This window comes from Gordonia sp. CNJ-863 (assembly GCF_001942325.1).
GTDB classification, from domain to species: domain Bacteria; phylum Actinomycetota; class Actinomycetes; order Mycobacteriales; family Mycobacteriaceae; genus Gordonia; species Gordonia alkanivorans.
Map to the genome: position 1 here is coordinate 1 of NZ_MKKG01000077.1, position 26,515 is coordinate 26,515.

26 protein-coding genes are annotated in these 26,515 nt (G+C 66.5%); 18 read left to right on the forward strand and 8 right to left on the reverse strand.

Annotation, left to right across the window (positions count from 1 at the left end; translation table 11 throughout):
* The 4 genes from BJF87_RS22765 to BJF87_RS22780 all read right to left on the reverse strand — a co-directional run.
* Nucleotides 1-397: hypothetical protein (locus BJF87_RS22765; protein ID WP_075862664.1), on the reverse strand; the 397-nt coding region annotated here is incomplete at its 3' end.
* 100 nt (nucleotides 398-497) lie between these two features.
* Nucleotides 498-2,027 carry an AMP-binding protein gene (locus BJF87_RS22770; RefSeq protein ID WP_006358686.1) on the reverse strand — a complete coding sequence of 510 codons (1,530 nt, stop codon included), beginning with the start codon at nucleotides 2,025-2,027 and terminating at the stop codon, nucleotides 498-500.
* The gene (locus BJF87_RS22775) at nucleotides 2,024-3,145 is read right to left on the reverse strand and encodes an acyl-CoA dehydrogenase family protein (protein ID WP_006358685.1); all 1,122 of its coding nucleotides are present in this window, start codon (nucleotides 3,143-3,145) and stop codon (nucleotides 2,024-2,026) included. Before BJF87_RS22775 ends, BJF87_RS22770 begins: the two co-directional genes overlap by 4 nt.
* A 26-nt stretch (nucleotides 3,146-3,171) precedes the next feature.
* Nucleotides 3,172-4,377 (reverse strand): acyl-CoA dehydrogenase family protein, encoded by a 1,206-nt coding sequence (locus BJF87_RS22780; protein ID WP_035754638.1) that lies wholly within the window; start codon nucleotides 4,375-4,377, stop codon nucleotides 3,172-3,174.
* Between the two features lie 145 nt (nucleotides 4,378-4,522).
* Between BJF87_RS22780 and BJF87_RS22785 the strand changes: the two genes are divergently transcribed.
* The 13 genes from BJF87_RS22785 to BJF87_RS22845 all read left to right on the forward strand — a co-directional run bounded on the left by BJF87_RS22785 (nucleotide 4,523) and on the right by BJF87_RS22845 (nucleotide 17,732).
* Complete coding sequence (locus BJF87_RS22785; protein WP_006358683.1) at nucleotides 4,523-4,717, forward strand: ferredoxin; 195 nt, start codon at nucleotides 4,523-4,525, stop codon at nucleotides 4,715-4,717.
* A gap of 83 nt (nucleotides 4,718-4,800) precedes the next feature.
* Nucleotides 4,801-5,691, forward strand: a complete 891-nt coding sequence (locus BJF87_RS22790; RefSeq protein WP_006358682.1) for a 3-oxoacyl-ACP reductase — start codon at nucleotides 4,801-4,803, stop codon at nucleotides 5,689-5,691.
* Nucleotides 5,692-5,754: 63 nt separating this feature from the next.
* Nucleotides 5,755-6,519 (forward strand): ABC transporter permease, encoded by a 765-nt coding sequence (locus BJF87_RS22795; protein ID WP_075863978.1) that lies wholly within the window; start codon nucleotides 5,755-5,757, stop codon nucleotides 6,517-6,519.
* Between the two features lie 3 nt (nucleotides 6,520-6,522).
* Entirely contained in the window at nucleotides 6,523-7,374 is an 852-nt protein-coding gene (locus BJF87_RS22800; protein WP_075863979.1) for an ABC transporter permease, read from the forward strand.
* 57 nt (nucleotides 7,375-7,431) lie between these two features.
* On the forward strand, nucleotides 7,432-8,553 hold the full coding sequence (locus BJF87_RS22805; RefSeq protein ID WP_075863980.1) for an MCE family protein: 1,122 nt from the start codon (nucleotides 7,432-7,434) through the stop codon (nucleotides 8,551-8,553).
* Nucleotides 8,546-9,604, forward strand: coding sequence for an MCE family protein (locus BJF87_RS22810; protein ID WP_006358679.1), 1,059 nt, complete (start codon nucleotides 8,546-8,548; stop codon nucleotides 9,602-9,604). Before BJF87_RS22805 ends, BJF87_RS22810 begins: the two co-directional genes overlap by 8 nt.
* A complete protein-coding gene (locus tag BJF87_RS22815) occupies nucleotides 9,601-10,824 on the forward strand; it encodes an MCE family protein (protein WP_006358678.1) in 1,224 nt (407 codons plus the stop codon). The genes BJF87_RS22810 and BJF87_RS22815 overlap by 4 nt, the downstream gene beginning before the upstream one ends.
* 2 nt (nucleotides 10,825-10,826) lie before the next feature.
* Nucleotides 10,827-12,086, forward strand: coding sequence for an MCE family protein (locus BJF87_RS22820; RefSeq protein WP_035754644.1), 1,260 nt, complete (start codon nucleotides 10,827-10,829; stop codon nucleotides 12,084-12,086).
* The gene (locus BJF87_RS22825; protein WP_006358676.1) at nucleotides 12,083-13,378 is read left to right on the forward strand and encodes an MCE family protein; all 1,296 of its coding nucleotides are present in this window, start codon (nucleotides 12,083-12,085) and stop codon (nucleotides 13,376-13,378) included. Before BJF87_RS22820 ends, BJF87_RS22825 begins: the two co-directional genes overlap by 4 nt.
* A complete protein-coding gene (locus BJF87_RS22830; RefSeq protein ID WP_006358675.1) occupies nucleotides 13,378-14,817 on the forward strand; it encodes an MCE family protein in 1,440 nt (479 codons plus the stop codon). The genes BJF87_RS22825 and BJF87_RS22830 overlap by 1 nt, the downstream gene beginning before the upstream one ends.
* Nucleotides 14,814-15,740 (forward strand): hypothetical protein, encoded by a 927-nt coding sequence (locus BJF87_RS22835; RefSeq protein ID WP_006358674.1) that lies wholly within the window; start codon nucleotides 14,814-14,816, stop codon nucleotides 15,738-15,740. The genes BJF87_RS22830 and BJF87_RS22835 overlap by 4 nt, the downstream gene beginning before the upstream one ends.
* Nucleotides 15,740-16,402: a hypothetical protein gene (locus BJF87_RS22840; RefSeq protein ID WP_006358673.1), complete on the forward strand. Its 663-nt coding sequence runs from the start codon at nucleotides 15,740-15,742 to the stop codon at nucleotides 16,400-16,402. The genes BJF87_RS22835 and BJF87_RS22840 overlap by 1 nt, the downstream gene beginning before the upstream one ends.
* Nucleotides 16,403-16,808: 406 nt before the next feature.
* Nucleotides 16,809-17,732, forward strand: a complete 924-nt coding sequence (locus BJF87_RS22845) for a hypothetical protein (RefSeq protein WP_006358672.1) — start codon at nucleotides 16,809-16,811, stop codon at nucleotides 17,730-17,732.
* Between the two features lie 40 nt (nucleotides 17,733-17,772).
* On the opposite strand, the gene BJF87_RS22850 is transcribed toward BJF87_RS22845, so the two are convergent.
* From BJF87_RS22850 to BJF87_RS22865, 4 genes are all read right to left on the reverse strand, one after another.
* Nucleotides 17,773-18,501 carry an FABP family protein gene (locus tag BJF87_RS22850; RefSeq protein WP_042377536.1) on the reverse strand — a complete coding sequence of 243 codons (729 nt, stop codon included), beginning with the start codon at nucleotides 18,499-18,501 and terminating at the stop codon, nucleotides 17,773-17,775.
* 281 nt (nucleotides 18,502-18,782) lie between these two features.
* Nucleotides 18,783-19,088: a DUF1416 domain-containing protein gene (locus BJF87_RS22855; protein WP_006358670.1), complete on the reverse strand. Its 306-nt coding sequence runs from the start codon at nucleotides 19,086-19,088 to the stop codon at nucleotides 18,783-18,785.
* Between the two features lie 5 nt (nucleotides 19,089-19,093).
* The gene (locus BJF87_RS22860; RefSeq protein ID WP_006358669.1) at nucleotides 19,094-19,933 is read right to left on the reverse strand and encodes a sulfurtransferase; all 840 of its coding nucleotides are present in this window, start codon (nucleotides 19,931-19,933) and stop codon (nucleotides 19,094-19,096) included.
* Nucleotides 19,934-20,343: 410 nt separating this feature from the next.
* Complete coding sequence (locus BJF87_RS22865) at nucleotides 20,344-21,201, reverse strand: DUF2993 domain-containing protein (protein ID WP_035755843.1); 858 nt, start codon at nucleotides 21,199-21,201, stop codon at nucleotides 20,344-20,346.
* Nucleotides 21,202-21,408: 207 nt separating this feature from the next.
* On the opposite strand from BJF87_RS22865, the gene BJF87_RS22870 reads away from it, so the two are divergent.
* From BJF87_RS22870 to pstA, 5 genes are all read left to right on the forward strand, one after another.
* On the forward strand, nucleotides 21,409-22,212 hold the full coding sequence (locus BJF87_RS22870) for a response regulator transcription factor (RefSeq protein WP_006358666.1): 804 nt from the start codon (nucleotides 21,409-21,411) through the stop codon (nucleotides 22,210-22,212).
* Nucleotides 22,213-22,216: 4 nt separating this feature from the next.
* Nucleotides 22,217-23,098 carry a mycothiol synthase gene (gene mshD, locus BJF87_RS22875; protein ID WP_006358665.1) on the forward strand — a complete coding sequence of 294 codons (882 nt, stop codon included), beginning with the start codon at nucleotides 22,217-22,219 and terminating at the stop codon, nucleotides 23,096-23,098.
* Nucleotides 23,099-23,339: 241 nt separating this feature from the next.
* Complete coding sequence (pstS, locus tag BJF87_RS22880; RefSeq protein WP_006358664.1) at nucleotides 23,340-24,413, forward strand: phosphate ABC transporter substrate-binding protein PstS; 1,074 nt, start codon at nucleotides 23,340-23,342, stop codon at nucleotides 24,411-24,413.
* A 156-nt stretch (nucleotides 24,414-24,569) separates the two neighbouring features.
* Nucleotides 24,570-25,598: a phosphate ABC transporter permease subunit PstC gene (gene pstC, locus BJF87_RS22885; RefSeq protein WP_006358663.1), complete on the forward strand. Its 1,029-nt coding sequence runs from the start codon at nucleotides 24,570-24,572 to the stop codon at nucleotides 25,596-25,598.
* Between the two features lie 2 nt (nucleotides 25,599-25,600).
* Nucleotides 25,601-26,500 (forward strand): phosphate ABC transporter permease PstA, encoded by a 900-nt coding sequence (gene pstA, locus BJF87_RS22890; RefSeq protein ID WP_006358662.1) that lies wholly within the window; start codon nucleotides 25,601-25,603, stop codon nucleotides 26,498-26,500.
* Nucleotides 26,501-26,515 lie beyond the last annotated feature (15 nt).

Sequence of the window (26,515 nt, forward strand, 5' to 3'; positions counted from 1 at the left end):
CCTCCTCGCTCGTCGAGCTCGCGGTGATCCCGTCCATGAGCTCGATAGCTTTTCCCATGATCTCTTGAATGGCTTCGGCCTGTTCGACCTTCTTCTTCAGCCGTTGATTCTCGGCGCGTAACCGCGCCAACTCGGCTCGTTCCTGAGCATCCACGCGGCTCGATCCCTTCGACTTCAGCGCTGCCGACACCATCGACGCCTCAAAGTCTCCCCGATCACGCGAGTGCAACCAGCCCCGCACCGTGGCCCGCGACAGACCGTGCTCGCGCAGCAACCGGGCTCGGCCACCGCGTTCCAACGTTGCCGCATCCCACAACTGCAGGAACTCGACCTTGAAACCGAGTGGATACGACCGCTGCCCACGAGGAGTACGGCCGACCTCGACACTGATAGTCATCACCCATTCCGATCCCCACACACCCCGCCAGGTGTCTCACAAACAGCCTGACAGGATGCGTTAGCGAGGGGCGGGTTTACGGAAAAGGGGAGGGTTTGCGTCAGGGGCGGTAGGCGCGACCGTCACGAACCCACGTCGGCGGGGTGGGGTCCGACGCGAGCAGTCGCTTCACGGTCTTGAACGTCGCAGTCTCGGGAAGCGATTCGACGATCCGCACACGGTGCGGCCATTGCTTCGGGCCGAGATCGTCCTGCGCGGAGAGGAACTCGGCGAAGTCGTCGGGGTTCAGGCTTCCGTCTACGACGACCACCGCCTCGATCTCGTCGCCGATCTCCACCGGAACCCCGTGCACCGCGGCCTGTCGGATCGCGGGATGCCGCAGCAGGATTCGTTCGATGGGCCCGGTGCCGAGGTTCTCGCCGTCGACGCGCAGCCAGTCACCGAGTCGGCCGGCGAAGTGCAGGTAGCCGTCGTCGTCGACCCAGGCCAGGTCGCCCGTGTGGTAGATGCCGCCGTGCATGCGTTCGGCGGTGGAATCGGGATCGTTGTAGTAGCCGGCGAACAGTCCCGGCCCGGAGGAGTTCACGATCTCGCCGATCACACCGGTCGGCACGGGTTGTCCGGTCTCGACGTCGACGACGGCCGTCGGTTCACGCAGGGGACCCAGCGCGTCGTGCGGGGTGTCCGGCGTACGCGTGATGGCGACACCGCCTTCGGTGGAACCGAATCCGTCGACGACGCGGCAACCGAACCGCTCGGCGAATCGCTTCCGGTCCACCGCCGACGCCTCGTTGCCGTACATGATCCGCAGTGAACTCGATGCGTCGTCGGGATGCGGGTCGGTGGCGAGGATGTAGTTGAGGGGCTTGCCGACATAGTTGGCGTAGGTCACGCCGTAGCGGTGGAGGTCGGCGACGAAGCCGCGCGCGGAGAAGCTGCGGCGCAACGCGATCGACGCACCGCTGGCCACTGCCACACTCCAGCCCGCGATCATCGCGTTCGAGTGGAACATCGGCATCGACAGATAGACGACGTCGTCGGCGCCGATCTCGAAACGCTCGGCGAGCATCGGTCCGCTGACCGCGAAGGTGCGATGGGTGCAACGCACGGCCTTCGGATCGCCGGTGGTTCCCGACGTGAAGATCAGCATCAGCAGATCGTCGGGTGAAGCCTCGGCAAGCGGCGCCGCAGCAGCGGCAGAGACCGCCGACGACCACTCCCGCCCGTCGACGTCGACGACGCGGACATCGCCGAGGTCGACGTCGGTCAGCAACTCGCGGGTGTCGTTGCCGTACAGCACGATCTGGCAGTCGGCGCGTGCGACATCGGCCGCGAGCGCGGCTCCTCGGCGGGTCGTGTTCAATCCGACGAGGACGAATCCGTGCCGTGCCGCGGCCGCGAACAGGGCGGCGAATTCTGCTGTGTTGGAGAGCAGTACGCCGACGTGTGGAGGTCGCTCCGGCGACAACCACTCGAGCAGGACGCCGGCCCGGACCGCGGCATCGTCCAGATGACGCGCCCAGGGGGTGAATTCGTCCTCGAAGTGCACACCGCGATCGGTCACGGCGGACAGGTCGGCCAGCAGGCCGGCGACCGTGGACCGCTGGGTCACGGCTCCCGAGACGCTCACGCCGGGGTGGCGGCCAACTCGGTGCCGATGGCGCGCACCGACGCGGTCGCCGAACCGTAGGCGAACTCGTTGTGCTTGGCGCGCAGGAAGTACCGGTGGACCGGGTGGCTGGTGTCGAGGCCGACGCCGCCGTGGACGTGCACCGTCGTGTGCGCGACCCGATGACCGGCTTCAGCGGCCCAGAACTTGGCGGTGGCGATCGCATTGTTGATCTCACCGGCATTGTCCGAGTTGGCCAGCAGCCAGGCGGCCTGCGTGGTGGTCAGGGCGAGACCCTGGGCATCGATGTACCCATCGGCCAGACGCTGGGCGACGGCCTGGAACGAGCCGATCGCGCGACCGAACTGCTCACGCTCACGGGCGTATTCGGCGGTCAACTCGAGTGCGCGCCCCACCACGCCCGTCTGCTCGGCGCTGCAGGCCAGCGTCACCCGGACCCGAAGCGCGTCGGCCACGTCCGAACCCGCCAGCACGGCGTCGGAATCGACGGGAACGTCGGCGAACTCGACGTGTGCGGTGGGGATCAGGCCGGTCGCCGGGGTGGCGGTGATCCGGATGCCTTCCGCGGTGGTGGGAACCGCCACCACGACGACTCCGTCGGGGCCGGTTGCGTTGACCAGCAACAGATCCGCTGCCTCGGCGTAGGGCACGCCGACCTTGACGCCGGACAGTCGGGAGCCGTCGGAGGAGAGCGTCGTGGTGGGGGAGTCGGTCGGCGAACCCAGGTCCTCCTCGATGGCCACCGACACGACGAGACCACCCGACGCGGCGGACGCCAGCACCCGGTCGCGCAGACCGGACGAACCGTGTGCGGCGATCACGGGCAGCGCGGCCACCGCGTGCTGGCCGAACGGCACCCGTGCGAGCACCCGGCCGAGTTCGGTTGCGACGAGGGCGTTCTCGATGACGCTCAGGTCGCCACCGGCATCGCCGACGGCCGCCGACGACAGTTCGAGTCCCAGCAGACCGGCGCTGCCTAGTTGCTGCCAGAGATCGGAGTCGATCGGCGCGCGGGTCGACTCGAGGTCGGCGACGCGTTCGGGCGTGCTGACGGAGGTGGCGATGTCGCGGGCCAGGCCGCGGACGTCGTCACCGGATTCGGGGAGGGAGAAGTCCATGGTGGAGAGCCTTTTCGAGGGTGGGGTCAGCGACGCTGGTGCGGCAGGCCGAGGGCGAGCATGGCGATGATGTCGCGCTGGATCTCGTTGGTGCCGCCACCGAAGGTGAGGATCAGCGAGGTGCGCTGGAAGCGTTCGAGGCGACCGTTGATGTGGGCGCCGGGGCTGCCGGCGCGCAGCGTCGCGGCCGGGCCGACGACTTCCATGAGCAGGCGGTAGGCCTCGGTCGCGAACTCGGTGCCGTACACCTTGGTCGCCGAGGCGTCGGCCGGCGACGGCGCGCCGCCGGAACTGGCCGCCGAGGCGATCTTCCAGTTGATGAGCTTGAGGAACTCGACCTTCGCATGCACCCGGGCCAGGTTCTGCTGAACCCACGGGGCGTCGATGACGCGTTGGCCGTCGCCGGTCTTGGTCTGCTGCGCCCAGGCGATCGTCTCGCGCAGAGCGGTCTGGATCGGTGCCGCGCTGCACAGCGCGACCCGCTCGTTGTTGAGCTGGTTGGTGACCAGGGGCCAGCCGCCGCCCACCTCGCCGACCACCGACGATGCCGGCACCCGCACGTCCTGGTAGTAGGTGGCGCTGGTGTCGACCCCGGACATCGTGTGCACCGGCGTGTAGCTGAAGCCCTCGGCGGTCGTCGGCACGATGAGCACCGAGATGCCCTTGTGCTTCTTGCCGCCCTCCTGCAGCGTCGACGGGTCGGTGCGGCAGGCGAGCCAGATGTAGTCGGCGTACGGGACCAGGCTGGTCCACATCTTCTGGCCGTTGATCACGTAGTCGTCGCCGTCGCGGACCGCGGTGGTGCGCAGGGCGGCGAGATCGGTACCGGCGCCCGGCTCGGAGTAGCCGATGGAGAAGTGCAACTTGCCCGCGGCGATGCGCGGCAGGAAGAAGGACTTCTGCTCGTCGGTGCCGTAGTGCATGATCGTCGGCGCCACGGAGTTGATGGTCAGGAACGGTACGGGCGCACCCGCGATGGCGGCCTCGTCGGTGAAGATCAGCTGATCCATCATCGAACGGTTCTGGCCGCCGAACTCGGTGGGCCAGCCCAGGGCGAGCCAACCGTCGGCGCCCATCTGCTCGACGACGTCGCGGTAGGCGTCACCCTCGCCGAGCTCGCCACCGTCGCCGCCGGACAGAGCGGCCCGGCGGTCCTCGGTCATCAGGTTCGAGAAGTACGCGCGGAGCTCCCGCCGGAGCTCGGACTGTTGATCGGTATAGGCGATTCGCATCGAAACTCCATGGGTGGGTGGCTAGCGTCCGGACCCCGCTTGTGGTCAAGTTATGGGGGTAAGGCTCGTCTAGTTTCTGAAACACGTTCTAACCTGTTCTGGCAGCCCCGTCAACAGGCGACGAGCCGGTGAGGAGAAGGTTCTGATGCGTATCAAGGCAGATTTCGACCTGTGCGAGTCCAATGCCATCTGTGTGGGGATGGCGCCGGACTTCTTCGACCTGGACGATGACGATTACCTGGTCATTCTCCAAGAAGAGATCCCCGCGGACCGCGTCGAGGAACTGCGACAGGTGGCGGCGAACTGCCCCAAGTCCGCCCTCACGGTCGTGGAGGACTGACCCAGCTGGAACTCCCGTTCGGTTCCATCCGACGGGGAATCATGCTAGAACAGGTTCTAGTTTCAGCTCAGGAGGAATGTCGGGTGGGTTACTCGTTGGACGGTCGCGTCGCGGTCGTCACCGGTGCAGGTGCAGGTCTCGGGCGGGCGGAGGCCATCGGCCTCGCGGCGGAAGGTGCCACGGTCGTGGTGAACGACCTTCCGGCAGCGCTCGATTCGAGTGATGTCATCGACACGATCACGTCGGCCGGTGGCCGCGCGGTCGCCGTCGGGGGTGACATCAGCGACTCGTCCACCGCCAGTGCCATCATGGCCGCGGCCACCGAGCAGCTCGGCTCACTCGACATCGTCGTGAACAACGCAGGCGTGGTCCGCGACAAGATGCTGTTCAACATGACCGACGACGAGTGGGATCTGGTCATCCGCGTTCACCTGCGGGGCCACTTCCTGCTCAATCGCAATGCGGCGTCGCACTGGCGTGCGGCGTCGAAGGCCGCTGGTGGCCCGGTCTACGGCCGGATCATCAACACCTCCTCGGAGGCCGGGCTGCTCGGCCCCGAGGGACAGGCCAATTACGGTGCCGCCAAGGCCGGCATCACCGCGCTCACGCTGTCCGCGTCGCGAGCACTCAAGCGTTACGGCGTCCGCGCCAACGCCATCTGCCCGCGTGCGCGGACCGCGATGACCGCGGACGTCTTCGGAGACGCGCCGACCGACGGCGTCGATCCGCTCGATCCAGCACATGTGGTCCGGCTCGTGAACTACCTCGCCGGACCCGATTCCGACGGCGTCACCGGCCAGGTGTTCGTCGTATACGGCCCCAAGGTCACCCTCATGGCGGCGCCCACGATCGACGAGGTGTTCACCGCCGACGGCGACGCATGGTCTTCCGACGACCTCGCCAAGACCCTGACCGGCTATTTCGCCGACCGCGATCCGGGACGCACGTTCTCGGCGAGCGCTCTGGTCAACTGACCATTTCGTCAGGTTTCTGCGTGATAGGTTTCGCGATGGTGCGAGGGTGAAGGGGGTCCGCTGGTGCTGAGCAAACTGGCCACGCCCCTTGGGGGGATCGGCGATTTCGTGGCACTCGGCGTCGAATCGGCGCGCGAGTTGTTCCGTCGTCCGTTTCAGTGGCGGGAAACAGTAGAACAATCGTGGGCGATCGCCCGTGTCTCGATGGTGCCGACGCTGCTCGTCGCCATCCCCTTCACGGTGCTCGTCAGCTTCACGCTGAACATCCTGCTGCGCGAGATCGGCGCGCAGGACCTGTCCGGTGCCGGCGCGGCCCTGGGCACCATCACCCAGATCGGCCCGATCGTCACCGTGCTGATCGTGGCGGGTGCGGGTGCCACCGCCATCTGCGCCGACCTCGGTGCGCGCACCATCCGCGAAGAGATCGACGCGATGAAGGTGCTGGGCATCAACCCGATCCACCGGCTCGTCGTGCCGCGCATCGTGGCGTCGACCGGCGTCGCGTTGCTGCTGAACAGCCTCGTGTGCACCATCGGCATCGGCGGCGGCTTCATCTTCTCCGTCTATCTGCAGGACGTGAACCCGGGCGCCTTCGTGGCCAACCTGACGCTGCTCACCGGCTTCGGTGAGCTGATGATCTCCATGGTCAAGGCCGCCTTGTTCGGCCTCTTCGCCGGCATGGTCGGCTGTTACCAGGGACTCAACGTCAAGGGAGGCGCGAAGGGTGTCGGCGACGCCGTCAACGAGACCGTCGTGTACTCGTTCATGGCGCTGTTCGTCGTCAACGTCGTCGTCACCGCGGTCGGACTCAAAGCGACGGCGGGCTGAGCAATGGTACTTCCTTTCACCACCCGCTTCCGGACCGCGCGCGTCGCGGTGAAACGCGCCGGCGAGGACTGGGACCAGATCGGCGATCAGGCACTGTTCTACTGGGACAGCGTCGTGTCGATCCCCCGTGCCGTCAGGCAGTACAAGAAGGAGACCCTCCGGCTCATCGCCGAGATCTCCATGGGTACCGGTGCGCTCGCCATGATCGGCGGCACCGTCGTGGTGGTCGGCTTCCTGACGCTGTTCACCGGCGGCACCATCGCCGTCCAGGGATACAGTTCGCTGGCCAACATCGGTGTCGAGGCGCTCACCGGCTTCTTCTCGGCCTTCATCAACGTGCGCATCGCGGTGCCGGTGATCTCCGGTATCGCCCTCGCGGCGACCATCGGTGCCGGCGCCACCGCGCAGCTCGGCGCCATGCGGGTGTCGGAGGAGATCGACGCCCTCGAGACGATGGCCATCTCCTCGATCCCGTACCTCGTCAGCACCCGCATCGTCGCCGGCCTCATCGCGATCATCCCGCTCTACGCACTGGCCTCGCTCGCCTCGTTCCTCGCGAGCCGCTCGGCGACGGTGTTCCTCTACGGACAGTCGCCGGGTGTGTACGACCACTACTTCGACACCTTCCTGATCCCGTCGGACATCCTCTGGTCCTTCGTGCAGGCGATCTGTATGGCGGTGGCGGTCATGCTCATCCACACCTACTACGGCTACAACGCCTCCGGCGGTCCCGTCGGCGTCGGCGTCGCGGTCGGCAACGCGGTGCGTGCCTCGCTGGTCGTGGTCGTCGTCATCACCCTGCTCACCTCCCTCGCCATCTACGGCGCGGACGGCAAGTTCAACCTGGCGGGCTGAACCATGAGCAGAAAACAAGAACGCACACGGACCACCCGTCGCCTGGCGGCAGTCGCCATGGTCGCGACGCTGCTGTTCCTGATCATCGGCGCCAGCGCATCGTTCCTCGGCGCGTTCAAGGGCACCCAGCAGGTCACGCTGGTCGCCCCGCGCGCCGGTCTGGTGATGAACCCCGACGCCAAGGTCAAGCTGCGCGGGGTCGAGGTCGGACGCGTCGGCAAGATCGAGGAACAGGGCGGCAACGCGATCCTCACCCTCGACATCGCGGACGATTCGATGTCGAAGATCCCGGGCAACGTGGTCGCCGATATCAAGTCCAACACCATCTTCGGTGCCAAGGCCGTCAACTTCTTCGTACCCGGTGAAGCCGAGGGCGAGCTCAAAGCGGGTGCGGAGATCCCGGCCGACCGCGTGGTCGTCGAACTCAACACCGTCTTCCAGCAACTCGTCTCGGTGCTCGCCGACCTGCAGCCGGAGAAGCTCAATGCGACGCTCGGCGCAGTCGACACCGCGCTGTCGGGTCAGGGAGAGGACATCGGTGTGGCGCTCGAGCAGCTGACCACCCTGTTGGGCAAGACCAATCCGCATCTGCCGGCGCTGAACCGGCTGTTCCGCGAGGGCGCGACGGTCACCAACGTCTACGCCGACTCGATGCCCGACCTGATGCGCACCGTCGACAACTTCACCACCGTCGGGAACACGTTGGTGGACAACACCTCCAACCTCGACGCGCTGCTGATCAACGCCACCGGGATGGCCAACACCATCGACGGCGTCATCGCACCGACGAAGAAGACCCTCATCGGTGCGCTGTCGGATCTGAATCCCATTGCGGCGCTGCTCGGTTACAACTCGCCGGGCATCAAGTGCTTCCTCACCGCGGGCGCCATCGCCTCCGAGGTCGCCGCGCCGTTCATGGGCGGCCGCAACGGTATGCTGATGCTCGACGCCGGTCTGCTGCCCGGTAGGGACCCCTACGCCTACCCGTACGACCTGCCCGAGGTCGGGGTCGAGGCACCGCCCACCTGTGCGGGTGGCCTGTCCGACCCGGGCACCACCGATCACGCCCCGTTCTTCGTGGGCGACAATGCACCTCAGCCCTACCAGCCCAGGACCGAGCCGAAGGCGAACTCGAAGAAGCTGTTCCAGATCTTGTTCGGGGAGCCGCCCCGTGGATAACCGCGCACGCGCATTCCGCGCGATCCTCATCAAGCTCGGCGCGTTCACCGTGGTGATGATCCTGGTGTTCGTCGCGCTGGTCGTGGTCTTCAGCCGCTACCGCTCCGGGGCGTCGAACGAGTTTTCCGCGGTCTTCACCAGTGCCTCGGCCATGAAGTCGGGCAGCAAGGTCAAGATCGCCGGCGTCGAGGTCGGGGCCGTCGGCGACGTGGGGCTGAACCGTGCCAACGAGGCAGTGATCACCTTCTCCGTCGACGAGCAGTACCCGCTCCCGAAATCCGTTCGGGCACTGATCCGTTACGAGAACCTCACCGGTGACCGCTATCTCGAGCTCCAGCAGGGGGCCGGCGACACCTCGACCTTCCTCGGCGGCGGCGCGCAGATCCCGGTCACCCAGACCGAACCGGCGCTCGATCTCGACAAGCTCGTCGGTGGCTTCAAGCCGCTGTTCCGCACCCTCAACGCCGACGAGGTCAACGCGCTCACCAGCTCGCTGATCGCGGTGTTCCAGGGACAGGGCGGGGCGCTGAACACCCTGCTGTCCAACACCGCGTCGTTCACCGATGCCCTCGCCGACCGGGATCAGCTCATCGGTGACGTCATCGACAACCTGAACACCACGCTCGCGACGCTCGACGGCGACCGCGCGGGACTCGACACCAGCGTCGACCTGCTGCAGCAGCTGGTGACCGGGCTCGCCGAGCAGAAGGGCACGATCGGCAACGCTCTCACGCAGACGTCTCGGGTCACCAACGGTCTCTCCGACCTCCTCTCGACGACCCGGCCCACGCTGCAGTCGATGGTCACCAACACCGGCCGGGTGTCGGAGGAGCTGCTGGCTGCCGAGCCGTTCGTCCGGAACCTGCTCACGCGCCTGCCGGAGGACTACAAGACCCTGTCCAACCTCGGTTCCTACGGGGCGTGGCTGCAGATCTACTTCTGCCGCCTGCGTCTCCTGCTCCCCGCACCCGGTGGGCAGACGATCATCTACACCTCGAACAACGTGATGGGTGACACCACCCGTGCGGGCGGAAGGTGTGACGGCTCATGAGCCTTCCCTTCGGCGGCATGTTCTCCAGCCGCAGAACAGAATCGGACCAGGCCGACATCGCGCGCGAGGAGAAGCACGGCGGACGCACCCGCGCCCAGGTCGGTGTCATCGGCATCGTCGTCATCGCCTTGGTGGTCATCACCGCGATGCAGATGGACAAGCTGCCCTACCTGGCGCCCATCAGCACCTACAGCGCGTACTTCGACGACGCCGGCGGGTTGGCCAAGGGCGACATCGTGTCGGTCTCCGGTGTGCAGGTGGGGACGGTCGAGGGCATCGAACTCGCCGGCACCGACCAGGGCACCAAGGTGAAGGTGTCCTTCCGGATGGACGACACCATCGAGATGGGCGACGAGACACAGGCCGCCATCCGCACCGAGACCGTGCTGGGCCGCCGCAACCTGACGGTCATCCCGCACGGCGGCGAACGCATCAAACCGGGCGGATCGATCACGCTGGGCAACACCATCGCGCCGTACTCGCTGCAGGACGCGCTCGAAGGTGCCACCGACACGATCTCCGGAACCGACACCGACCAGCTCAACACCGCGCTGAACACCCTCACGGTCACCTTCTCCGAGACCCCGGATCAGGTGCAGGGCGCGGTCGACGGCGTCGCCCGACTGTCGAAGGCCGTCGCCGACCGCGACGACGAACTCCGGGCCCTGCTCGCCAAGGCCAACCAGGTCAGCAAGATCGTCGGGGACCGCAACGACCAGATCAACCGACTGCTCATCGACGCCAACGCACTCGTCGGCGAGATCGAGATGCGCCGGTATGCGCTCGATCAGCTGATCAAGGGGATCGGCGACGTCACCACGCAGCTGCGCGGCTTCATCGCCGAGAACAACGCCCAGCTGACACCGGTGCTCGAGAAGTTCGACCGCGTGGCGAACATCCTCACCGACAACGAGAAGAACCTGAAGGAGACGATCGACCGGTTGGGTCCGTTCGCCAACACCCTCGGTGAAGCCGTCGCATCCGGTCCCAACTTCGATTCCCTGGTCGGCCTGAACACCTTCGGCGACTACACCGCCATCTTCCTGAACGCGCTGCGCGGCCGGTACCCGCAGGTCTGGCAGTCGCTGATGTACTCGGCTTTCCCGCTGATCCCGGACAACTACAAGCTGGGCCCGCCGGACAACACCGACACCCCGCGCGGTCCGCTGCCGTCCCCGACCTATCCCAAACCGGCACCGACCACGAGAGGAGGACGGTGACCATGACCATCGGACGCAAAGTCCTGCTCGGCGTGCTCGCCGTCGTGCTCGCCATCGCCCTGGTCGTCGTCGGGCGGACGGTCTTCCTGAAGTCCACGACCAACACCTTCACCGCCTACTTCGGCTCGGTCGCCAGCCTCTACGAGGGCGACCCGGTGCGGGTGCTGGGCGTCAACGTCGGCAGCGTCTCGAAGATCACGCCGCGCGAGAACGACGTCAAAGTCGAACTGCGCGTGGACAAGAGCATCGACATCCCCCAGGACGCGAAAGCGGTCATCGTCGCGCAGAGCCTGGTGTCGGGGCGGTTCCTCCAGCTGACCCCGGTCTACTCGGGCGGACCGACCATGCCCGACGGCCACGACATCCCGATGGATCGCACCGCCGTCCCGATGGAATGGGACGACATCAAGGCCCAGCTCACCAAGCTGACCGAGGCAATCGGTCCGGAGGGACCGGATCAGGGCTCGGCGGCCAAGGCGGTCAACGTCTTCGACGAGAACCTCGCGGGCAACGGTGCCGCGATCAACAAGTCGATCCGTGAGGTGTCCGATGTGATCGGCACCCTCGCGGCCGGACGCGGAGATCTGTTCTCGACCATCCAGAACCTGCAGAAACTGACCGATGCCCTCGCGGGCAGTCACGAGCAGCTCGTGCAGTTCAACGGCCGGATCGCCTCGGTCAGTTCGGTTCTCGCCGACAACACGACCGAACTCGACGAGGCGCTCAAGGGTCTGGACTCGGCCATGACCGACGTACAGGTCTTCATCGACACCAACAAGGATTCGCTGTCGTCGTCGGTGGAGCGTCTGGCGTCGACGACCAAGATCGTCGCCGACAAGAACGAGCAGGTCGAGGGTGTGCTGCACTCCGCACCCAACCAGCTCGCGAACTTCTACAACATCTACAACCCGCTCTCCGGTTCCCTGTCGGGTGTCTTCGGCCTCGCGAACGGCACCAACCTGATCACGCTGCTCTGCGGCTCGATGGATGCCACCAACCGGCCGGGGACGTCCAAAGTGGACATCGACAAGTGTGTGGAGATCCTCGCGCCGGTGCTGTCGTCGATCTCGATGAATTACCCGCCGTTCCTCGCCAACCCGGTGCAGGGAGCGAATGCGTTGCCGAGCCAGCTGCAGTACCAGAACGCGGACGTGAAGGCCCGCGCCCAGGCCGGTGTGCGTCGCATCGACAACGAGACCCGGCGGGACAACGCCGGCTCTCCGCTCGGAAACCTGCTGGTGCCGTTCGGGGGTGACCGATGATGTCGTCCCGCCTGCGGGGCGGACTCGCGGCGGGCGCGGTGGCGCTCACGACGCTGCTCGCCGGATGTTCCTTCGACGGACCGAATTCGCTGCCCGTCCCCGGTGCGGCCGGAACCGGCAGCGGGTCGTACCAGATCACCGCGCTCATCCCGTCGGCCGCAGGCCTTGTCAACAACGCACCGGTCCTCATCGACGACTCGACCGTCGGCAGCGTCGGCGACATCGAGGTCCAGGACTGGAACGCACTCGTGACGATCCGCCTCAACGAGGGCGTCATCATCCCGCGCGGATCGCATGTGATGGTCGGGATGACCAGCGTGCTGGGGTCGACGCACCTCGAGATCGTCCAGCCCGCCGAACCGGAGGGCGGACGCCTAGAAGAGGGCGACGAGATCCCGCTGACCAAGTGCCCCGAGCAGTCCAACATCGTCACCGATCCGAAGGTGCCGGCGGTGCCCGACATCAACGCCGCACAACAGGTTGCGGCCTGCACCTACCCCAGCACCGAACAGGTACTCAGCTCGCTGTCGGTGGTCCTCAATGGCGGCGGACTGTCGCAGGTCGGCGACATCGTGCACGAGATGAGCGAGGTGTTCGGCGGACGCGAGGACCAGATCAAGAAGCTCATCCCGCGACTGAACACCCTCGTCGCGGATCTGGATGCGCAGAAGGACAACATCATCCGCGCCACCGAAGGACTCGATCGGTTGTCCCGCACGATGAACGAGCAGAAGGACACAATCGAACGCGCACTCGACGCCAGCCCGCAGATCCTGCAACTGCTCGTCGACCAGCGTCAGCAGTTCCTCGACACCCTCGCCTCGGTGTCGAAGCTGTCGAAGACCGCCAACGACATCCTCGACGCCAACACCGAGGACATCGTCACGATCGTCGAGGGTATCGAACCCGCCCTCGACCAGCTGCAGGCCTCGGGACCGGCGATGACGCAGTCGCTGAACATCCTGCTGACCTTCCCGTTCTACGAGCCGACCATCCGGACGATCGTCAAGGGCGACTTCGTGAACTCCGACCTCGTACTCGATCTCACGGTGGACCGCCTGAGCGAGACCATGTTCGCCAGCCTCGGCGTCACCGGACCCGAAGGCGTCTTCGGTAAGCCGGCCGGTGCGGCCGCCCGCGGACTCAATCCGTTCACCGCGCCGCTGATCCCCGGCGGGGAAAAGCTCCCGGACACCGCGGAACCGGTTCCGGCGAACCTCATCCCGCCGGTGCAGGTGCCTTCGCCCACCGCCCCGCCGACGGTGCCCGCCGATCAGAAGGGCGGCCGCTGATGAAGATCACCAGATTCGTCCGGATGCAGCTGATCATCTTCTCGATCGTCACCGTGGTCGCGATGGTCGTGATGGCGCTGTTCTACATCCGCATCCCGTCGATGTTCGGCGTCGGCAGTTATCGCGTGCAGCTGAACATGGAGACCAGCGGCGGGCTGTACCAGAACGCCAACGTCAGCTACCGCGGCGTCTACGTGGGCAAGGTCGACTCGGTGAAGCTCACCGACGACGGCGTGCAGGCCACGCTCGTCATCGACTCCGGCACCGACATCCCAGCATCGGCCAAGGCATCGGTACGCAGCGTCTCCGCGATCGGCGAGCAGTTCGTCGAGTTCACCCCGAACCCGGATCCGCCTGCCGATGCCCCGACCGGTTACCTGCACAACGACTCCGAGGTCACCGTCTCCGAAGTGCCCGTGGAGATCTCGACGATGCTGGACCAGGCCGATGCGCTCCTGAAGGAGATCGGCGACACCAAACTCCGCTCGCTCGTCGACGAGGCCTTCGTCGCTTTCAACGGCACCGGTGAGTCGCTGCAGCGCCTCCTCGATTCGATGACCCTGTTCATCGGCGAGGCCAACAAGAACACCGACACCACGATTTCGTTGATCGAACAGGGTGCACCTCTGCTGGGCACACAGTCCCGCACGGCCGACGACATCCGGGCGTGGACCCGCAACGTCACCGCGTTCACCGATCAGCTCCGGGCCGACCGCCCCGAGATCGGCGACATCCTCCGCAAGGGACCGTCGACGACGTCGAAGGCGCAGGACCTGTTCGAATCGCTCGGCGGGTCATACCCGCTGCTGGTGTCGAACCTGGGCACGATCGCCCACACCCAGGTGGTCTACCTGCCGAACTGGAAACAGATCCTGGTGCTCTACCCGCGCCTGATCAACTCGTTGATCACCGCCCTGAACACCGGCACCAACAACTTCGGGCCGAACGTGAACTTCTCCCTGAGCTTCCAGGACCGGCCAGGGTGCAACATCGGCTTCCTGCCCAAGGAGGAGTGGCGGTGGCCGTCCGAACAGACCGCTCGCGAGCTGCCCCCGGGCATGCTGTGCCGCGTCCCGCAGAACTCCAACATCGCCGTGCGCGGCGCCCGCAACTACCCCTGTGCCGAGTTCCCCGGCCGCCGTGCGCCCACGCCGGCGGAATGCCGGACCGGGTACAAGCCGAACCCCGGCTCGGTGGATCCCTTCCAGAACGGCCTGCCGTTCGGCCTGAAATGGGAGCCCGCGTCCTCCGGTACCGTGACACCGGGCACACCGAAGGACTTCGAGGCAGAGCCTGCGGTGTACGCCACGACATACGATCCGGAGTCGGGCAACTTCATCGGACCCGACGGCAAGACGTACAACGCCGGCACGGGGCGTGAAGGGCAGGGACAGAGCAGTACATGGCAGACGATGATCAGCGGGACGGTCAGTCCGTGACCCCTGAGGGCACCGGCACCACCACCCCGGTCACCAGGAACCCGACCGACACCACACCGAACCGCACCGGCTCCACCGACCGTCGGGCGGCCAAGCGTCCGGTCCGATCGGCACCCATTCGCCGCGGCCGCTCGGGGGGAAAGAAGCCGTCACAGCGCTCAGCGGCAACCCCGGTGACCGAGACGGCCGTCGAGGACACAGCCACCCCCAATGCAGCCGCCCCGGATGCCGTGGAGACCCCGGCCGACCGGAACGCGGAGACCGCGACCGGTGCGGTGTCGCTCACGAAGCCGGACGCCGGGGAGGAGATCGCCCCCGATCCGTCAGAGGTCGAGAAAACCGTCAGCTACCGGGAGCGGCGTCGCAACCGACTGGCGTCGAAGACCCCGGAGAAGACGGGCAAGGGCAAGGTCCGCTACCGCGGCTCCGGCCGGCGGTCGTCGCGGACCGTGGTCGGCGTCGTCGTCGGGATCGTGCTCATCGCCGTCTGCGCGGTGGCGTCGGTGGTGTTCGCCCTCGGCATCGCCCGCCAGGACCAGCAGAACGACCTGCGGGCCGAGTACTCGGCATTCGCCTCGCAGGTGTTGATCAACCTGACGAGCATGAACCCCGACACCGTAGACCAGACACTGAAATCGGTGCAGGACGACACCTCCGGCAAGGTCAAGCAGGAGGTCCAGAACAACATCCAGCAGGTCGCCTCGCTCGTCCGCGACGGGAAGCTCGAGACCAAGTCGATCATCCTCAGCTCGGCGGTCACCAAGTCCGAACCCGACGAGGGATCGGTGATCATGGTGTTCGGCTGGCATCAGCAATCGCTCGACGGCCAGACCCCCGCCCAGGACAAGGTGTTCCGCTGGCGCGTCGACATGACCCGCATCAACGGTGAGCTGAAGATGACCGACTTCGAGTGGGTGGCGTGATGGCCGACAAGAAGCCCGGAACCGACAAGGGACGCCTCGGACTGATCGTGCTCACGGTGCTCGTCGTCGCGGCTCTCGCGGCCACCGCGTTCCTCGGCTACCGGTACATCGAGGGTCGATCGGTGGAGGATGCGCGCGAGTCCTCGCTCGCCGCCGCACGCGACTACGCGAACACCATGTTCGGCTACAACGCCGAGAACGTCAGCGACCACATCGACCAGTCCATGAGCGTGCTGACCGGCCCGGCCAAACCCGAGTACACCAAACTGATCACCGAGAACAACCTCGCCGCGGAGGTCCGCAAGCAGCAGGTCGTGTCCGAGGTGACCATCCAGGACGCCGGCGTGGTCACCAACACCGCCGACACCTCGAACGTGCTGATCTTCATGAACCAGTCGGTCACCCGCGGTCAGAAGGAACTCGTCAGCATCAACCCGTCACGGCTGACCTTCAACATGGAACTCCAGGGTGACCGCTGGATGATCAACAACATCGAGGTCATCACCGACGACACCTTCCGCTCCAAGCTCGAGGTCGTCGAGTCCCTGCCCCCGGACGCCAAGCCGTTGCCCGGGCAGTCACCGGCCCCGTCTCAGGCGCCGTCCGCACCGCCCGCGGCTCCGGCCCCCGAATCGGGCGCACCCGCGGTTCCCGTGCCCTGACACTCCTCCGAAATCCCGTTGCGGGACGCCGGAATCGGGCGTACTTTCGCGGGTACACAGGGAAGGAGGTGGTCTGATAGTGATATCTCATCGGACATGTGAGGTGACCATCCGTTAGCAGCTGACCGTGTGGCATTCGTGTCGCCGGAGGTGGATCCCCGCCTCGTCAGCGCCGACGAATACCAGGTGGTCACCCGGCCCCCGCATCCCGACCCGGTCCGGTCGGCACGAGGCTCGTATGAGCGATGCGGGGGCCGTTCCATGTCCGGGCATCGTGTCCGGACATTGTCGTTCGGGTGGTGGACTACTCGAGAGTTCGGGGTGCGGGCGTTATGAACCGGAGCAGTCCGGCGATGTACCTGTCACGAATACCTGCCACAGGGGACACCCGCCCGAGGAGAGAACGATGGTCGCCACGAACGCAGTCCGCGAACAGTCGGTCGGTCCTGGTCTCGGAGGTGCTGTCGCCGACGACGCCGCTGCTCGCGACGGCCGGTGGGACGATCTGTACTGGGGTCCCGGCGATCCCGACTTCGGAACCACGACGCCGCCCCGCTTCACCTTTGCCGACCCCCACGAGGCCGGACTCTTCCATGCCGACGACGAACACGTGTCCATCCACAACCGGGGTGCCGGCCCCGCGGCCGCGCTGATCTTCTTCGTCGACGGCCGCGTCGAGCTCCGGCGTCTCGGACCCGGCGAGATGATCATCCTGCCCGACGAGGATTCGTTCACCTACGTGCAGGCGCCTCGACGCGCCGACGGTCGTCCGATGGTCTATGGCGGGGTGTGGGTCCAGCAGGGGAAGGCGAGGCCGGTGACCATCCCGATCCCGACCGAGCGGGAGTTCCTCGCTCAGCGTTACCTGACCCCGTGGAGCACGGATTGGGTCGGCGGACTCGCCGGCTGCCGCCTACGGGACCCGGCGGAGGATCGGATCTCATACCAATACCGGTCCGGTGGAACGACTTTCACTGTTCGCAATGCCGGCGACAGCTGGGTTGCGGTCGTTCATCGGGCCGGGACGGAGTACAGCGTCGTCGAATGTGGTCCGCGTGAGCGGGTCGACTTCCCGGTCTCCCCGCACTCAGCGCAGAGCGACGTGTTCTCGGTGGTGGGACAACGGCAGACCGGTTCGCCCGGACGTGGCCCCTACGTCTCGGCGTCGGGAACCGTGCACCCCGGATGGGCGGGTCGCCCCGGAGCCGCCACGGCATACGGATCGGTTGTGGTCATGCTCGGATCGCTGGTGTACAGCGCGCTACCGAAGCGCAACCTGTACGTGGCGTTCTCGGATCGCCGACGCGGCTGCAGCCGGGTGCATCGCTGAGCGACGCCCAGGAAGCGCGTCGAGAAGAGTGCGGCCGGGCTCAGCCGACGTGGCGTCGTAGTTTGGCCGACAGTCGGGGGAAGAGGTCACCGTCGGTGCCGACCCGTTCTTCGACGTAGGCGAGGTCGCCGTCGGGAACCAGACCGTAGAGCCGCTTGGCACCGCCGGCGCGACGTCCGGACTGGGACTTGATGACGACGTCGGTCGCAAGTTCCCACGAGGTCTGATTGAGAGGCGTGCCGTAGAAGAGTTCGACCGACCCTTCGGCGTGGGCGAGGAGCAACTCGATGGTGTCGTCCTCACCGATGCGCCAGAATCCCGATTCGCGAAGGTCGGGCCGCACGAAGGCGGCGTCGTCGTCGATGACCCACGAGCGGGACTCCCAGGTGAGGAAGTTCTGGCCGTCGTGCGAGACGACGATCTGCTGCGCGAAGTGGTAGTCGGTGTCGGCGTCGACGTCGTGGCCTTCGCCCTCGCCGCGCCATACACCGACCAGCGGCAGCAGTGCCAGCAGGCCGGGATGGAGGTCGGCGCCGAGACGGAGGTTCGCGGTGTCCGCGGGCAGCGGGAGGTCGTCCCACGTAGGGATGTTGCGCTCACGGCTACCGGACTCGACGGCGCGTGCCTCGGCCTGGTTGATCGCCTCGTCGCCTGAGCGATGGGCGCCACCGTCGGCGACGACACCGTCGCCAGAAGGCACACCGTCCCCGGAGGAGGCGGCGCCGACTGGCTCGTTGCCGGCGTCACCGGCTCCCGGGTGGGACGTCACGACTCGTCGGTGACCAGGCGGTAGAGGGTGTAGACACCAAACCAGGTGATCAGCACGGCGGCCAGGATCAGCAGGATTTCGAAGAAGAGGACCACGACGCAAATTCTAACCCGGGGATGTCCGGGAAGTTCAGGGGGTCACCCTTCGAAACGCTTCGCTCCTCAGGGGACGGAAGGGGTGGACACCCACCCCTTCCAACCCTCGGAAACGACGAACCCGGTCACCGCAATGCGGTGACCGGGTTCGTCGTGGGGTGTCAGACGCCCACGATCAGGATTGCATCACTTGGAGACGATGATGTCCTGCTCGTGGATGCCGGGACCCTCGGGGCTGATCGACGCATCGCCGTTGCCCACGGAAGACAGGGCGCGAACCGTCCAGGTTCCGGGAGCGGCGAAGAACCGGAAGTCACCGGTGGGCGAGGCGACGACCTCGGCGGTGAATTCACCGGTCGAATCGAGCAGACGCACGAAGGCGCCGGCAACCGGGTTGCCCGAGCCGTCGGTGACCTGTCCGGTGAGGACGGTCTCCTTCTCCACGTCGACGCCCGCAGGCAGCTTCTGTCCCTGCTTGGGTGCAGCACACATAGTTGTTACTTTCCTTCTCCGAGTTCGATCGGGGCGCCGACCAGCGAGCCGTACTCGACCCAGCTTCCGTCGTAGTTCTTGACGTTCTTCTTGCCGAGCAGCTCGGTCAGCACGAACCAGGTGTGGCTCGAGCGCTCGCCGATGCGGCAGTACGCGATGGTCTCGCGGCTGTCGTCGAATCCCTTGTCCGCGTACAGAGCGGTGAGCTCCTCGTCGGACTTGAAGGTGCCGTCCTCGTTCGCGGTGGTCGACCACGGGATGTTGATGGCGCCGGGGACGTGGCCACGCTGCTGCGCCTGCTCCTGCGGGAGGTGCGCCGGCGCGAGGATCTTGCCGGAGAACTCGTCAGGGCTGCGCACGTCGACCAGGTTCTTGGTGCCGATGGCGTCGATGACCTCGTCGCGGAACGCGCGGATGCTCAGGTCGGGCGAGGAGGCCTTGTACTCGGTGGCCGGACGGGTGACCGCATCCGAGGACAGCGGACGGCCGTCGAGCTCCCACTTCTTGCGGCCGCCGTCGATCAGCTTGACGTCGTTGTGGCCGTACAGCTTGAAGTACCAGTAGGCGTAGGCCGCGAACCAGTTGTTGTTGCCGCCGTAGAGGATCACGGTGTCGTCGTTGGCGACGCCACGCTCGGACAGCAGCTTGGAGAAGCGGTCGGCGTCGACGAAGTCGCGACGGACGCCGTCCTGCAGATCCTGCTTCCAGTCGAGCTTGATCGCGCCCGGGATGTGGCCGCCATCGTAAGCCGAGGTGTCTTCGTCGACCTCGACGAAGACCGTGTTGTCGGCGTTGAGGTTCTGCTCAGCCCACTCGGCGCTGACCAGGACGTCGGAACGTGCCATGTCTGGTTCCTTTCGGATGAATAACTGGTGATGGATGGATCGGATGGTGCGGAATAGCGGCGAGGCGCGGACGGCGCCCGCGGCTCTGTCTGTGATGAACGAGGAGGCGCATGGAGAAGACACTCAGGCCTCGGGAGAAACGCACCCCGTCGTCATCGGCGGTGCGCATGGCGCGGCTGCGGGGCAGCGCTTGTCATGGCACACCGTCAGCGGTGCGTGCGACAGCAACAATCGGCGACACGACAGAAGTCGATCGCCCGGCGACGTGTGAGCATGTACTCACGGCGCTGTTGCATGCCAACGAGGGTACAACAGTGCCGAACAGAGTCCGAAACCCCGGGTGGATTGCACTCTGACCTGCGAGAAAAGGCTGCGAACGGAATGTGCGCGAGTCTGGTCGCGGCGTCGGGTCAGAACCGGTCCGGACGCACGTCGGTGACGCCCGATTCGGACACCAGCTGGACGTCACCGCCGAAGCTCTCCGCGCGCTGGGCGACGAGCCCCCAGGCCATCGGGAGTCGGGGGAGGACCATGCTGAACCGGTCGAGCACGGCCGCGCGCATGTCCTCGCCGACATCGGCGTCCACGTGACGTTCGGGTCCGGTGTAGAAGTCGGTGGCCCGGATCTGCAGCGCACCGTTGGTCACCGAGAGGTCGACCGCGACGCTGACTCGAACCTTCGGACCGGTGTATGCCGACGCGGACGGCGGATCGTCGGCGTCGAGGCCGTCGTCGGGCGGCAGTGCCACCGTCCCGGTGAAGACGACCCCCTCCGACCGTGAGACGACCCCGTCCTGGGGGCCACCGCTGCCGGCCTTCCCGTCGGGGCCGGGCGTGCTGACGGTCAGGTCGGTGATGTGCAGATACCGCGCGAGGGTGACCGCATCGAGGCGGGTGTAGGCCGAGATCGAGTCGGTGTGCAGAACATCACTCGCGGAGAAATCGCCTCGTCCGGGACCCCGGAATCGGCCGAGTACGGCGCCGAGTTCGCCGCGACAGACGCCGCGTACGGGTTCACAACCCGGGAGTTCGACGCCGCGGGCGGCGATCGTCGCTCCCGAGTACTCACCGTTCGCGGCCTGCGTGAGAAAGGGGAACCCGGCGAGCGTGACCTCGGGATCGAATGGGACGCGGGGGGATTCGGCGAGGGCCCGGGACAGTCGGTGTTCGCCGCGGATTGCCGCGCCGACGTCGACGAGAAGCGCGGCCGCTGCGGCGACGACCGCCACGGTCACCGCCACGACGAGGATCTTCCGCATGCCCGGCATATCGGACGACCACCCTCCCCGTCATCTGCAGCGTTGCCCCGGCCGGCTTGTTAACAGCGAAGTGCGGCGGTGGCGCTATTCTGTCATCTATCTCGCACACGTTGGTAAGGCAGCGTAAACAATCCTCGGTGACGTGTGCGTAGTCGTTCACAGCGTGGTGAGCAGATCGGAAGGTCCGGGACGGGACGAACGAGATCGGAGTTCTAGGTGGATCTCTTGTTGTTGACGGCCGACCCCAATCCGGAGTCGGTCCTGCCGTCGCTGTCGCTGCTCGCCCACAACGTGCGTGTCGCTCCGACGGAGGTGTCCTCCCTCATGGAGGCGGGCAACGCGGATGTGGCATTGGTCGATGCGCGCGCAGACCTCGCTGCGGCGCGGGGACTGTGCCGACTGTTGGGTAGCACCGGTTCGTCGGTGCCGGTGGCGGCTGTACTGACCGAGGGTGGGCTGGTCGCGGTCAATGCGGACTGGGGCATCGACGAGTTCCTGCTGCCGGGTACGGGGCCGGCGGAACTCGACGCGCGATTGCGTCTGCTGGTGGCACGCACCCGTGGCGTGGCGGCAGAGGAGACGTCGGGCAAGGTCACGCTGGGGGAGCTGGTCATCGATGAGGGGACGTACACCGCGCGACTGCGTGGACGTCCCCTCGACCTCACTTACAAGGAGTTCGAACTCCTGAAGTACCTGGCGCAGAACGCGGGTCGCGTGTTCACGCGCGCCCAGCTGCTCCAGGAGGTGTGGGGGTACGACTTCTTCGGTGGCACACGCACGGTCGACGTGCACGTGCGTCGTCTGCGTGCCAAGCTCGGCAGCGAACACGAGTCGCTCATCGGTACGGTTCGCAACGTCGGATACAAGGCGGTGCGGCCGACGCGCGGCCGGGCATCGGCTGCCGAAATCGCGGACACGGCGGAAGGTGTTGCGGCGGATGTCGACTCGGCCGACTTCGACCACGATCTCGACGGACCCGATCCCTTCGACGAGGAGTTCAGTGCCAGCGCCGGAAACTGACGAGATGCAGGTACGACGAGGCGCCGCTCCGGCGGAGGTGGCCGCCGAAGCGCACCGCATGGTGTGTGCGGCGACGTCCGCCGACGGTGTCGGACCGCTGTCGGACGACGCGGTCAAAGCGATTGACGCAGCACCGGATTCGCCTGTCGTCCACGTGTGGTCGAAGGGTGCCTACGCGAACATCGTGCCCGGTCGTGACGGCGAGCCGTCGATGATCGAGGTGGTCGTCGACCCGGAGCGGCGACGGCGGGGGCTGGGCCGATCGTTGCTCGACACCGCGTTCGCCGCGGCGCGACAGGACGGCCTCGAGGCGCGGGTGTGGGCGCACGGCGATCTTCCCGGTGCGGTGGTCCTCGCCTCGGCGATGGGGCTGCAGAAGCGTCGGGAACTGCTGCAGCTACGACGCCCCGTCGGGGAGGGACACGAACTCCCCGAGCTGGCAGTCGATCCGGGACTCACACTCCGGACCTACGCCGGGCCGGCGGACGATGCGGAGATCCTGCGCGTCAACAACGCCGCCTTCGACTGGCATCCCGAACAGGGCGGCTGGGAGCTGGATCAGATCACCGAGCGGGTTGCGGCCGACTGGTTCGACCCGGAGGGTCTCTTCCTGGCGTTCGACACCGAGGACCCGACACGGCTTCTCGGCTTCCACTGGACCAAACAACACGACGCCGATCTCGGCGAGGTGTACATCGTCGGCGTCGATCCGCAGGCTCAGGGGCGCGGGCTCGGTCGGCTGCTGACGCTGGCCGGACTCCACCACCTCGCACAGCGTGGTGTCGCCGAGATCAACCTCTATGTCGAAGGCGACAACACGGCGGCGTTGCACACGTATGAACGCCTGGGCTTCACCAGGTTTGCCGTCGACGTCGCCTACGGCTGAGTCGCGATCTCCCGCGCGCGGTGCTGCGCTGTGTGCTGATGCCGACCGTTCCGTAGCGCAGATCACTCCGGGGCGGGGTGCCGAGGTCACGGAGATATCCGCACCGGACTGCCTTGGTCGGTTCACCTGTCGTTCACCTTCTGGCGGGGATTCGGCCACCCGGCGCGCATAGCTTTCCCTTCGGACACTCCGGACACCCGAGCCTCGGGACGGAGCACGAGACGGAAAGGCAACACCTGCGGTGAGAATCAAGCGGAACGGCGCTCTGGCGGCGGTGTCGACGATCGCGGCATTGACCCTGGTGACGGCGTGTGGTGGGGGAGACACCCAGACGGTGAGTGGAGAGGGTTCCACTGCCCAGCAGAAGGCCATGGAGCACTTCAGCCAGATCCTCTCGGACGACAGCGACATCGTCCTCGACTACACCGGCAGCGGCTCCGGTGACGGCATCAAGAAGTTCATCGCCGGCGACGTCGACTTCGCGGGTTCGGACTCGGCCCTGAAGGGCGACGAGATCACCCAGGCCAAGGAACGCTGCAACGGTAACGATCCCTGGCATCTGCCGCTGGTCGTCGGACCGGTTGCGATCGCCTACAACCTCGAGGGCGTCGACAACCTCAAGCTCGACTCCGCCGTGATCGCCAAGATCTTCAACGGCAAGATCACCAAGTGGAACGATCCGGCGATCGCCGCACTCAACCCGGGTGTGCAGCTGCCCGGTGGCGACATCGTCCCGGTCTACCGCTCCGACAGCTCGGGCACGACCGACAACTTCCAGCGGTTCCTGCAGAACTCGGCGCCGAACGACTGGCCGTATGAGCACAGCAAGGAGTTCGCTCCCAAGAACGTCGGTTCGGGTGCGTCCAAGTCGACCGGAGTCGGTGACACCGTCAAGAAGACCCCCGGCTCGATCACCTACGTCGAGTGGGGCTTCGCCACCGAGAACGACCTCGGCGTCGCCGACATCGACTTCGGAGCAGGTCCGGTGGAGCTGAACGCCGCCAGCGCCGGCAAAGCCCTCGACGAGCTGGCCTTCAAGAACCCGGACAGCAAGGACCTGGTCGTCGACACCGACGCGCTGTTCGCGTCGAAGGCCCCGGGTGCCTACCCGCTGCTGCTGACGCCGTACTCCATCGTCTGCTCGGCGGGCTACTCCGACGATGCGACCAGCACCACCCTCAAGGACGCGTTCACGAAGATCCTCGGCGACGGCCAGACCGGCCTCGAGGAGATCGGCTACGTGCCGGTGCCGCAGAACTTCAAGGCCAAGCTGCAGGGCAGCATCGACGCGCTCGCCGGCAGCGGCAACGCCTGACGTGACACAACTGAACAGCGCGTGCGGGGCCGCCACGGTTTGCGGCCCCGCACGCGCGGTTGACACACTGACACGACTCTTCGCGTGTTGCACGGACTGTGAGCGGTGGACCGGGAAGTGGCCCCAATGACCAGAGCGGAAGCACAAGAGGGACGCATGACGTCGCTGAGCAAAGAGGATGGCGCGGTCTCGCCGGATTCGGACGGGCCGGCCCTTCACGGGCCGCCGGACGGAGCCGCACCCGGCGGCCTGGATTCGGCCGCCCGTCACCGCGTGGCCGACCAGGTCTTCCGCACCCTGGCGGTCGGTTCGGGATTCGTGGTCTCGCTCGTCATCGGACTCATCGCACTGTTCCTCCTCGCACAGGCCGCCCCGTCGCTGGCGAAGAACGAGGAGAACTTCTTCACCTACACCGGTGACTGGATCACGAGCGGCAGCCAGCTCGCATTCGGCATTCCGCAGCTGTTCTACGCGACGGTCGTCGTCGCCGTCATCGCTCTCCTGATCGCGATGCCGGTCGCGCTCGGGATCTCGATCTTCCTCACCGAGTACGCCCCCAAGCGCCTGGTCGGACCGATCACCTACACCGTCGACCTGCTGGCCGCGGTGCCCTCGATCGTGTACGGCCTCTGGGGCATCCTCGTTCTTGGTCCGGCGTTGGTCCCGGTGAACGAGTGGCTCGTCGGCCACCTCGGCTTCCTGCCGTTCTTCCAGCAGCCCACGCAGGTCGCGAACATGTCCACCGGCGGCACGCTGCTCACCGCGGGCATCGTGCTCGCCGTCATGATCCTCCCGATCATCACCGCGGTCACCCGCGAGGTCTTCATGCAGACGCCGAAGGGTCACCGCGAGGCGGCCCTCGCGCTCGGCGCGACGAAGTTCGAGGTCGTGAAGCTCGCGGTGCTCCCGTTCGGCTTCTCCGGCTACATCTCCGGGTCGATGCTCGGCCTCGGTCGCGCGCTCGGCGAGACCATGGCGCTGCTGCTGATCATCTCCACGGCCGGCCCGATGAACTTCAACCTCATGGAGAGCGGCGAGACCTTCGCGACCAAGATCGCGAACAACGCGGCCGAGTTCGACTCGCCCGCCAAGACCGGCGCCTACATCTCCGCCGGCCTCACCCTCTTCGTCCTGACCTTCGTCGTCAACGCCGCCGCCCGCGCGGTCGTCGCCGGAAAGAAGTGACCATGACCGTCACCACCTCGTCGCCCACGGCCGACCCGGTAAAGAAGCCCTCGGGCTTCACCCCGCTGGCCAAGCGTCGGCGCCTCACCGATCACGTCGTGCGCGTGACCGTCATCGCCGCGCTGCTCGTCGCGCTGGTGCCCCTGGTGTGGCTGGTCTCGACACTGGTCATCCGGGGCATCGAACCGCTGCTCGACATCGACTGGTGGACGCTGCCGGAACGCAAGGGCGGCGCCGCGAACGCCATCGTCGGCACGCTCATGCAGACCGCGCTGGCGGCCGTGATCTCGATCCCGCTCGGCATCTTCGTCGCCATCTACCTCGTCGAGTACGCCACCAAGAAGTCGGTGCTGGCCCGGGTCACCACCTTCATGGTCGACATCCTCTCCGGTGTCCCGTCGATCGTGGCGGCCCTGTTCGTCTACGCGGTCTGGCGCACCACCCTCGGCCTCCCGCGCTCCGGTTTCGTCGTGGCGATCGCGTTGGTGCTGCTGATGGTCCCGCTGGTGGTCCGCGCGACCGAGGAGATGCTCAAGATCGTCCCGCAGGACCTGCGTGAGGCGTCGTATGCACTGGGCATCCCGAAGTGGAAGACCATCGTGAAAATCGTGCTGCCGACGGCACTCTCGGGAATCGTGACCGGCGTGATGCTGGCCATCGCCCGCGTGATGGGGGAGTCGGCACCCGTGCTCATCCTGGTCGGCTCGACGCGAGCGATGAACTGGAATCCCTTCGACGGCAATCAGGAATCGCTACCGCTGATGATGGTGCAGCAGTACAACAACGGGCCCGGCGCCTTCGACAAGGTCTGGGGCGCGGCCCTGTGCCTGGTCATCCTCGTGGCCATCGTCTACTTCGGGGCCAAGATCGTCTCGAAGATCTTCGCGCCCAAGACCTCCTGAACACCTCTGTAGAAA

Coding starts and splice junctions, on each gene's coding strand:
- BJF87_RS22865 (WP_035755843.1), bottom strand. CDS start 21,201: ATGCCGGGCATGCGGAAGATCCTCGTCGTGGCGGTGACCGTGGCGGTC.
- mshD (WP_006358665.1), top strand. CDS start 22,217: ATGCAGGTACGACGAGGCGCCGCTCCGGCGGAGGTGGCCGCCGAAGCG.
- BJF87_RS22780 (WP_035754638.1), bottom strand. CDS start 4,377: ATGCGAATCGCCTATACCGATCAACAGTCCGAGCTCCGGCGGGAGCTC.
- BJF87_RS22825 (WP_006358676.1), top strand. CDS start 12,083: ATGATGTCGTCCCGCCTGCGGGGCGGACTCGCGGCGGGCGCGGTGGCG.
- BJF87_RS22830 (WP_006358675.1), top strand. CDS start 13,378: ATGAAGATCACCAGATTCGTCCGGATGCAGCTGATCATCTTCTCGATC.
- BJF87_RS22775 (WP_006358685.1), bottom strand. CDS start 3,145: ATGGACTTCTCCCTCCCCGAATCCGGTGACGACGTCCGCGGCCTGGCC.
- BJF87_RS22815 (WP_006358678.1), top strand. CDS start 9,601: ATGAGCCTTCCCTTCGGCGGCATGTTCTCCAGCCGCAGAACAGAATCG.
- BJF87_RS22800 (WP_075863979.1), top strand. CDS start 6,523: ATGGTACTTCCTTTCACCACCCGCTTCCGGACCGCGCGCGTCGCGGTG.
- BJF87_RS22820 (WP_035754644.1), top strand. CDS start 10,827: ATGACCATCGGACGCAAAGTCCTGCTCGGCGTGCTCGCCGTCGTGCTC.
- BJF87_RS22855 (WP_006358670.1), bottom strand. CDS start 19,088: ATGTGTGCTGCACCCAAGCAGGGACAGAAGCTGCCTGCGGGCGTCGAC.
- BJF87_RS22840 (WP_006358673.1), top strand. CDS start 15,740: ATGGCCGACAAGAAGCCCGGAACCGACAAGGGACGCCTCGGACTGATC.
- BJF87_RS22860 (WP_006358669.1), bottom strand. CDS start 19,933: ATGGCACGTTCCGACGTCCTGGTCAGCGCCGAGTGGGCTGAGCAGAAC.
- pstA (WP_006358662.1), top strand. CDS start 25,601: ATGACCGTCACCACCTCGTCGCCCACGGCCGACCCGGTAAAGAAGCCC.
- BJF87_RS22845 (WP_006358672.1), top strand. CDS start 16,809: ATGGTCGCCACGAACGCAGTCCGCGAACAGTCGGTCGGTCCTGGTCTC.
- BJF87_RS22805 (WP_075863980.1), top strand. CDS start 7,432: ATGGTCGCGACGCTGCTGTTCCTGATCATCGGCGCCAGCGCATCGTTC.
- BJF87_RS22785 (WP_006358683.1), top strand. CDS start 4,523: ATGCGTATCAAGGCAGATTTCGACCTGTGCGAGTCCAATGCCATCTGT.
- pstC (WP_006358663.1), top strand. CDS start 24,570: ATGACGTCGCTGAGCAAAGAGGATGGCGCGGTCTCGCCGGATTCGGAC.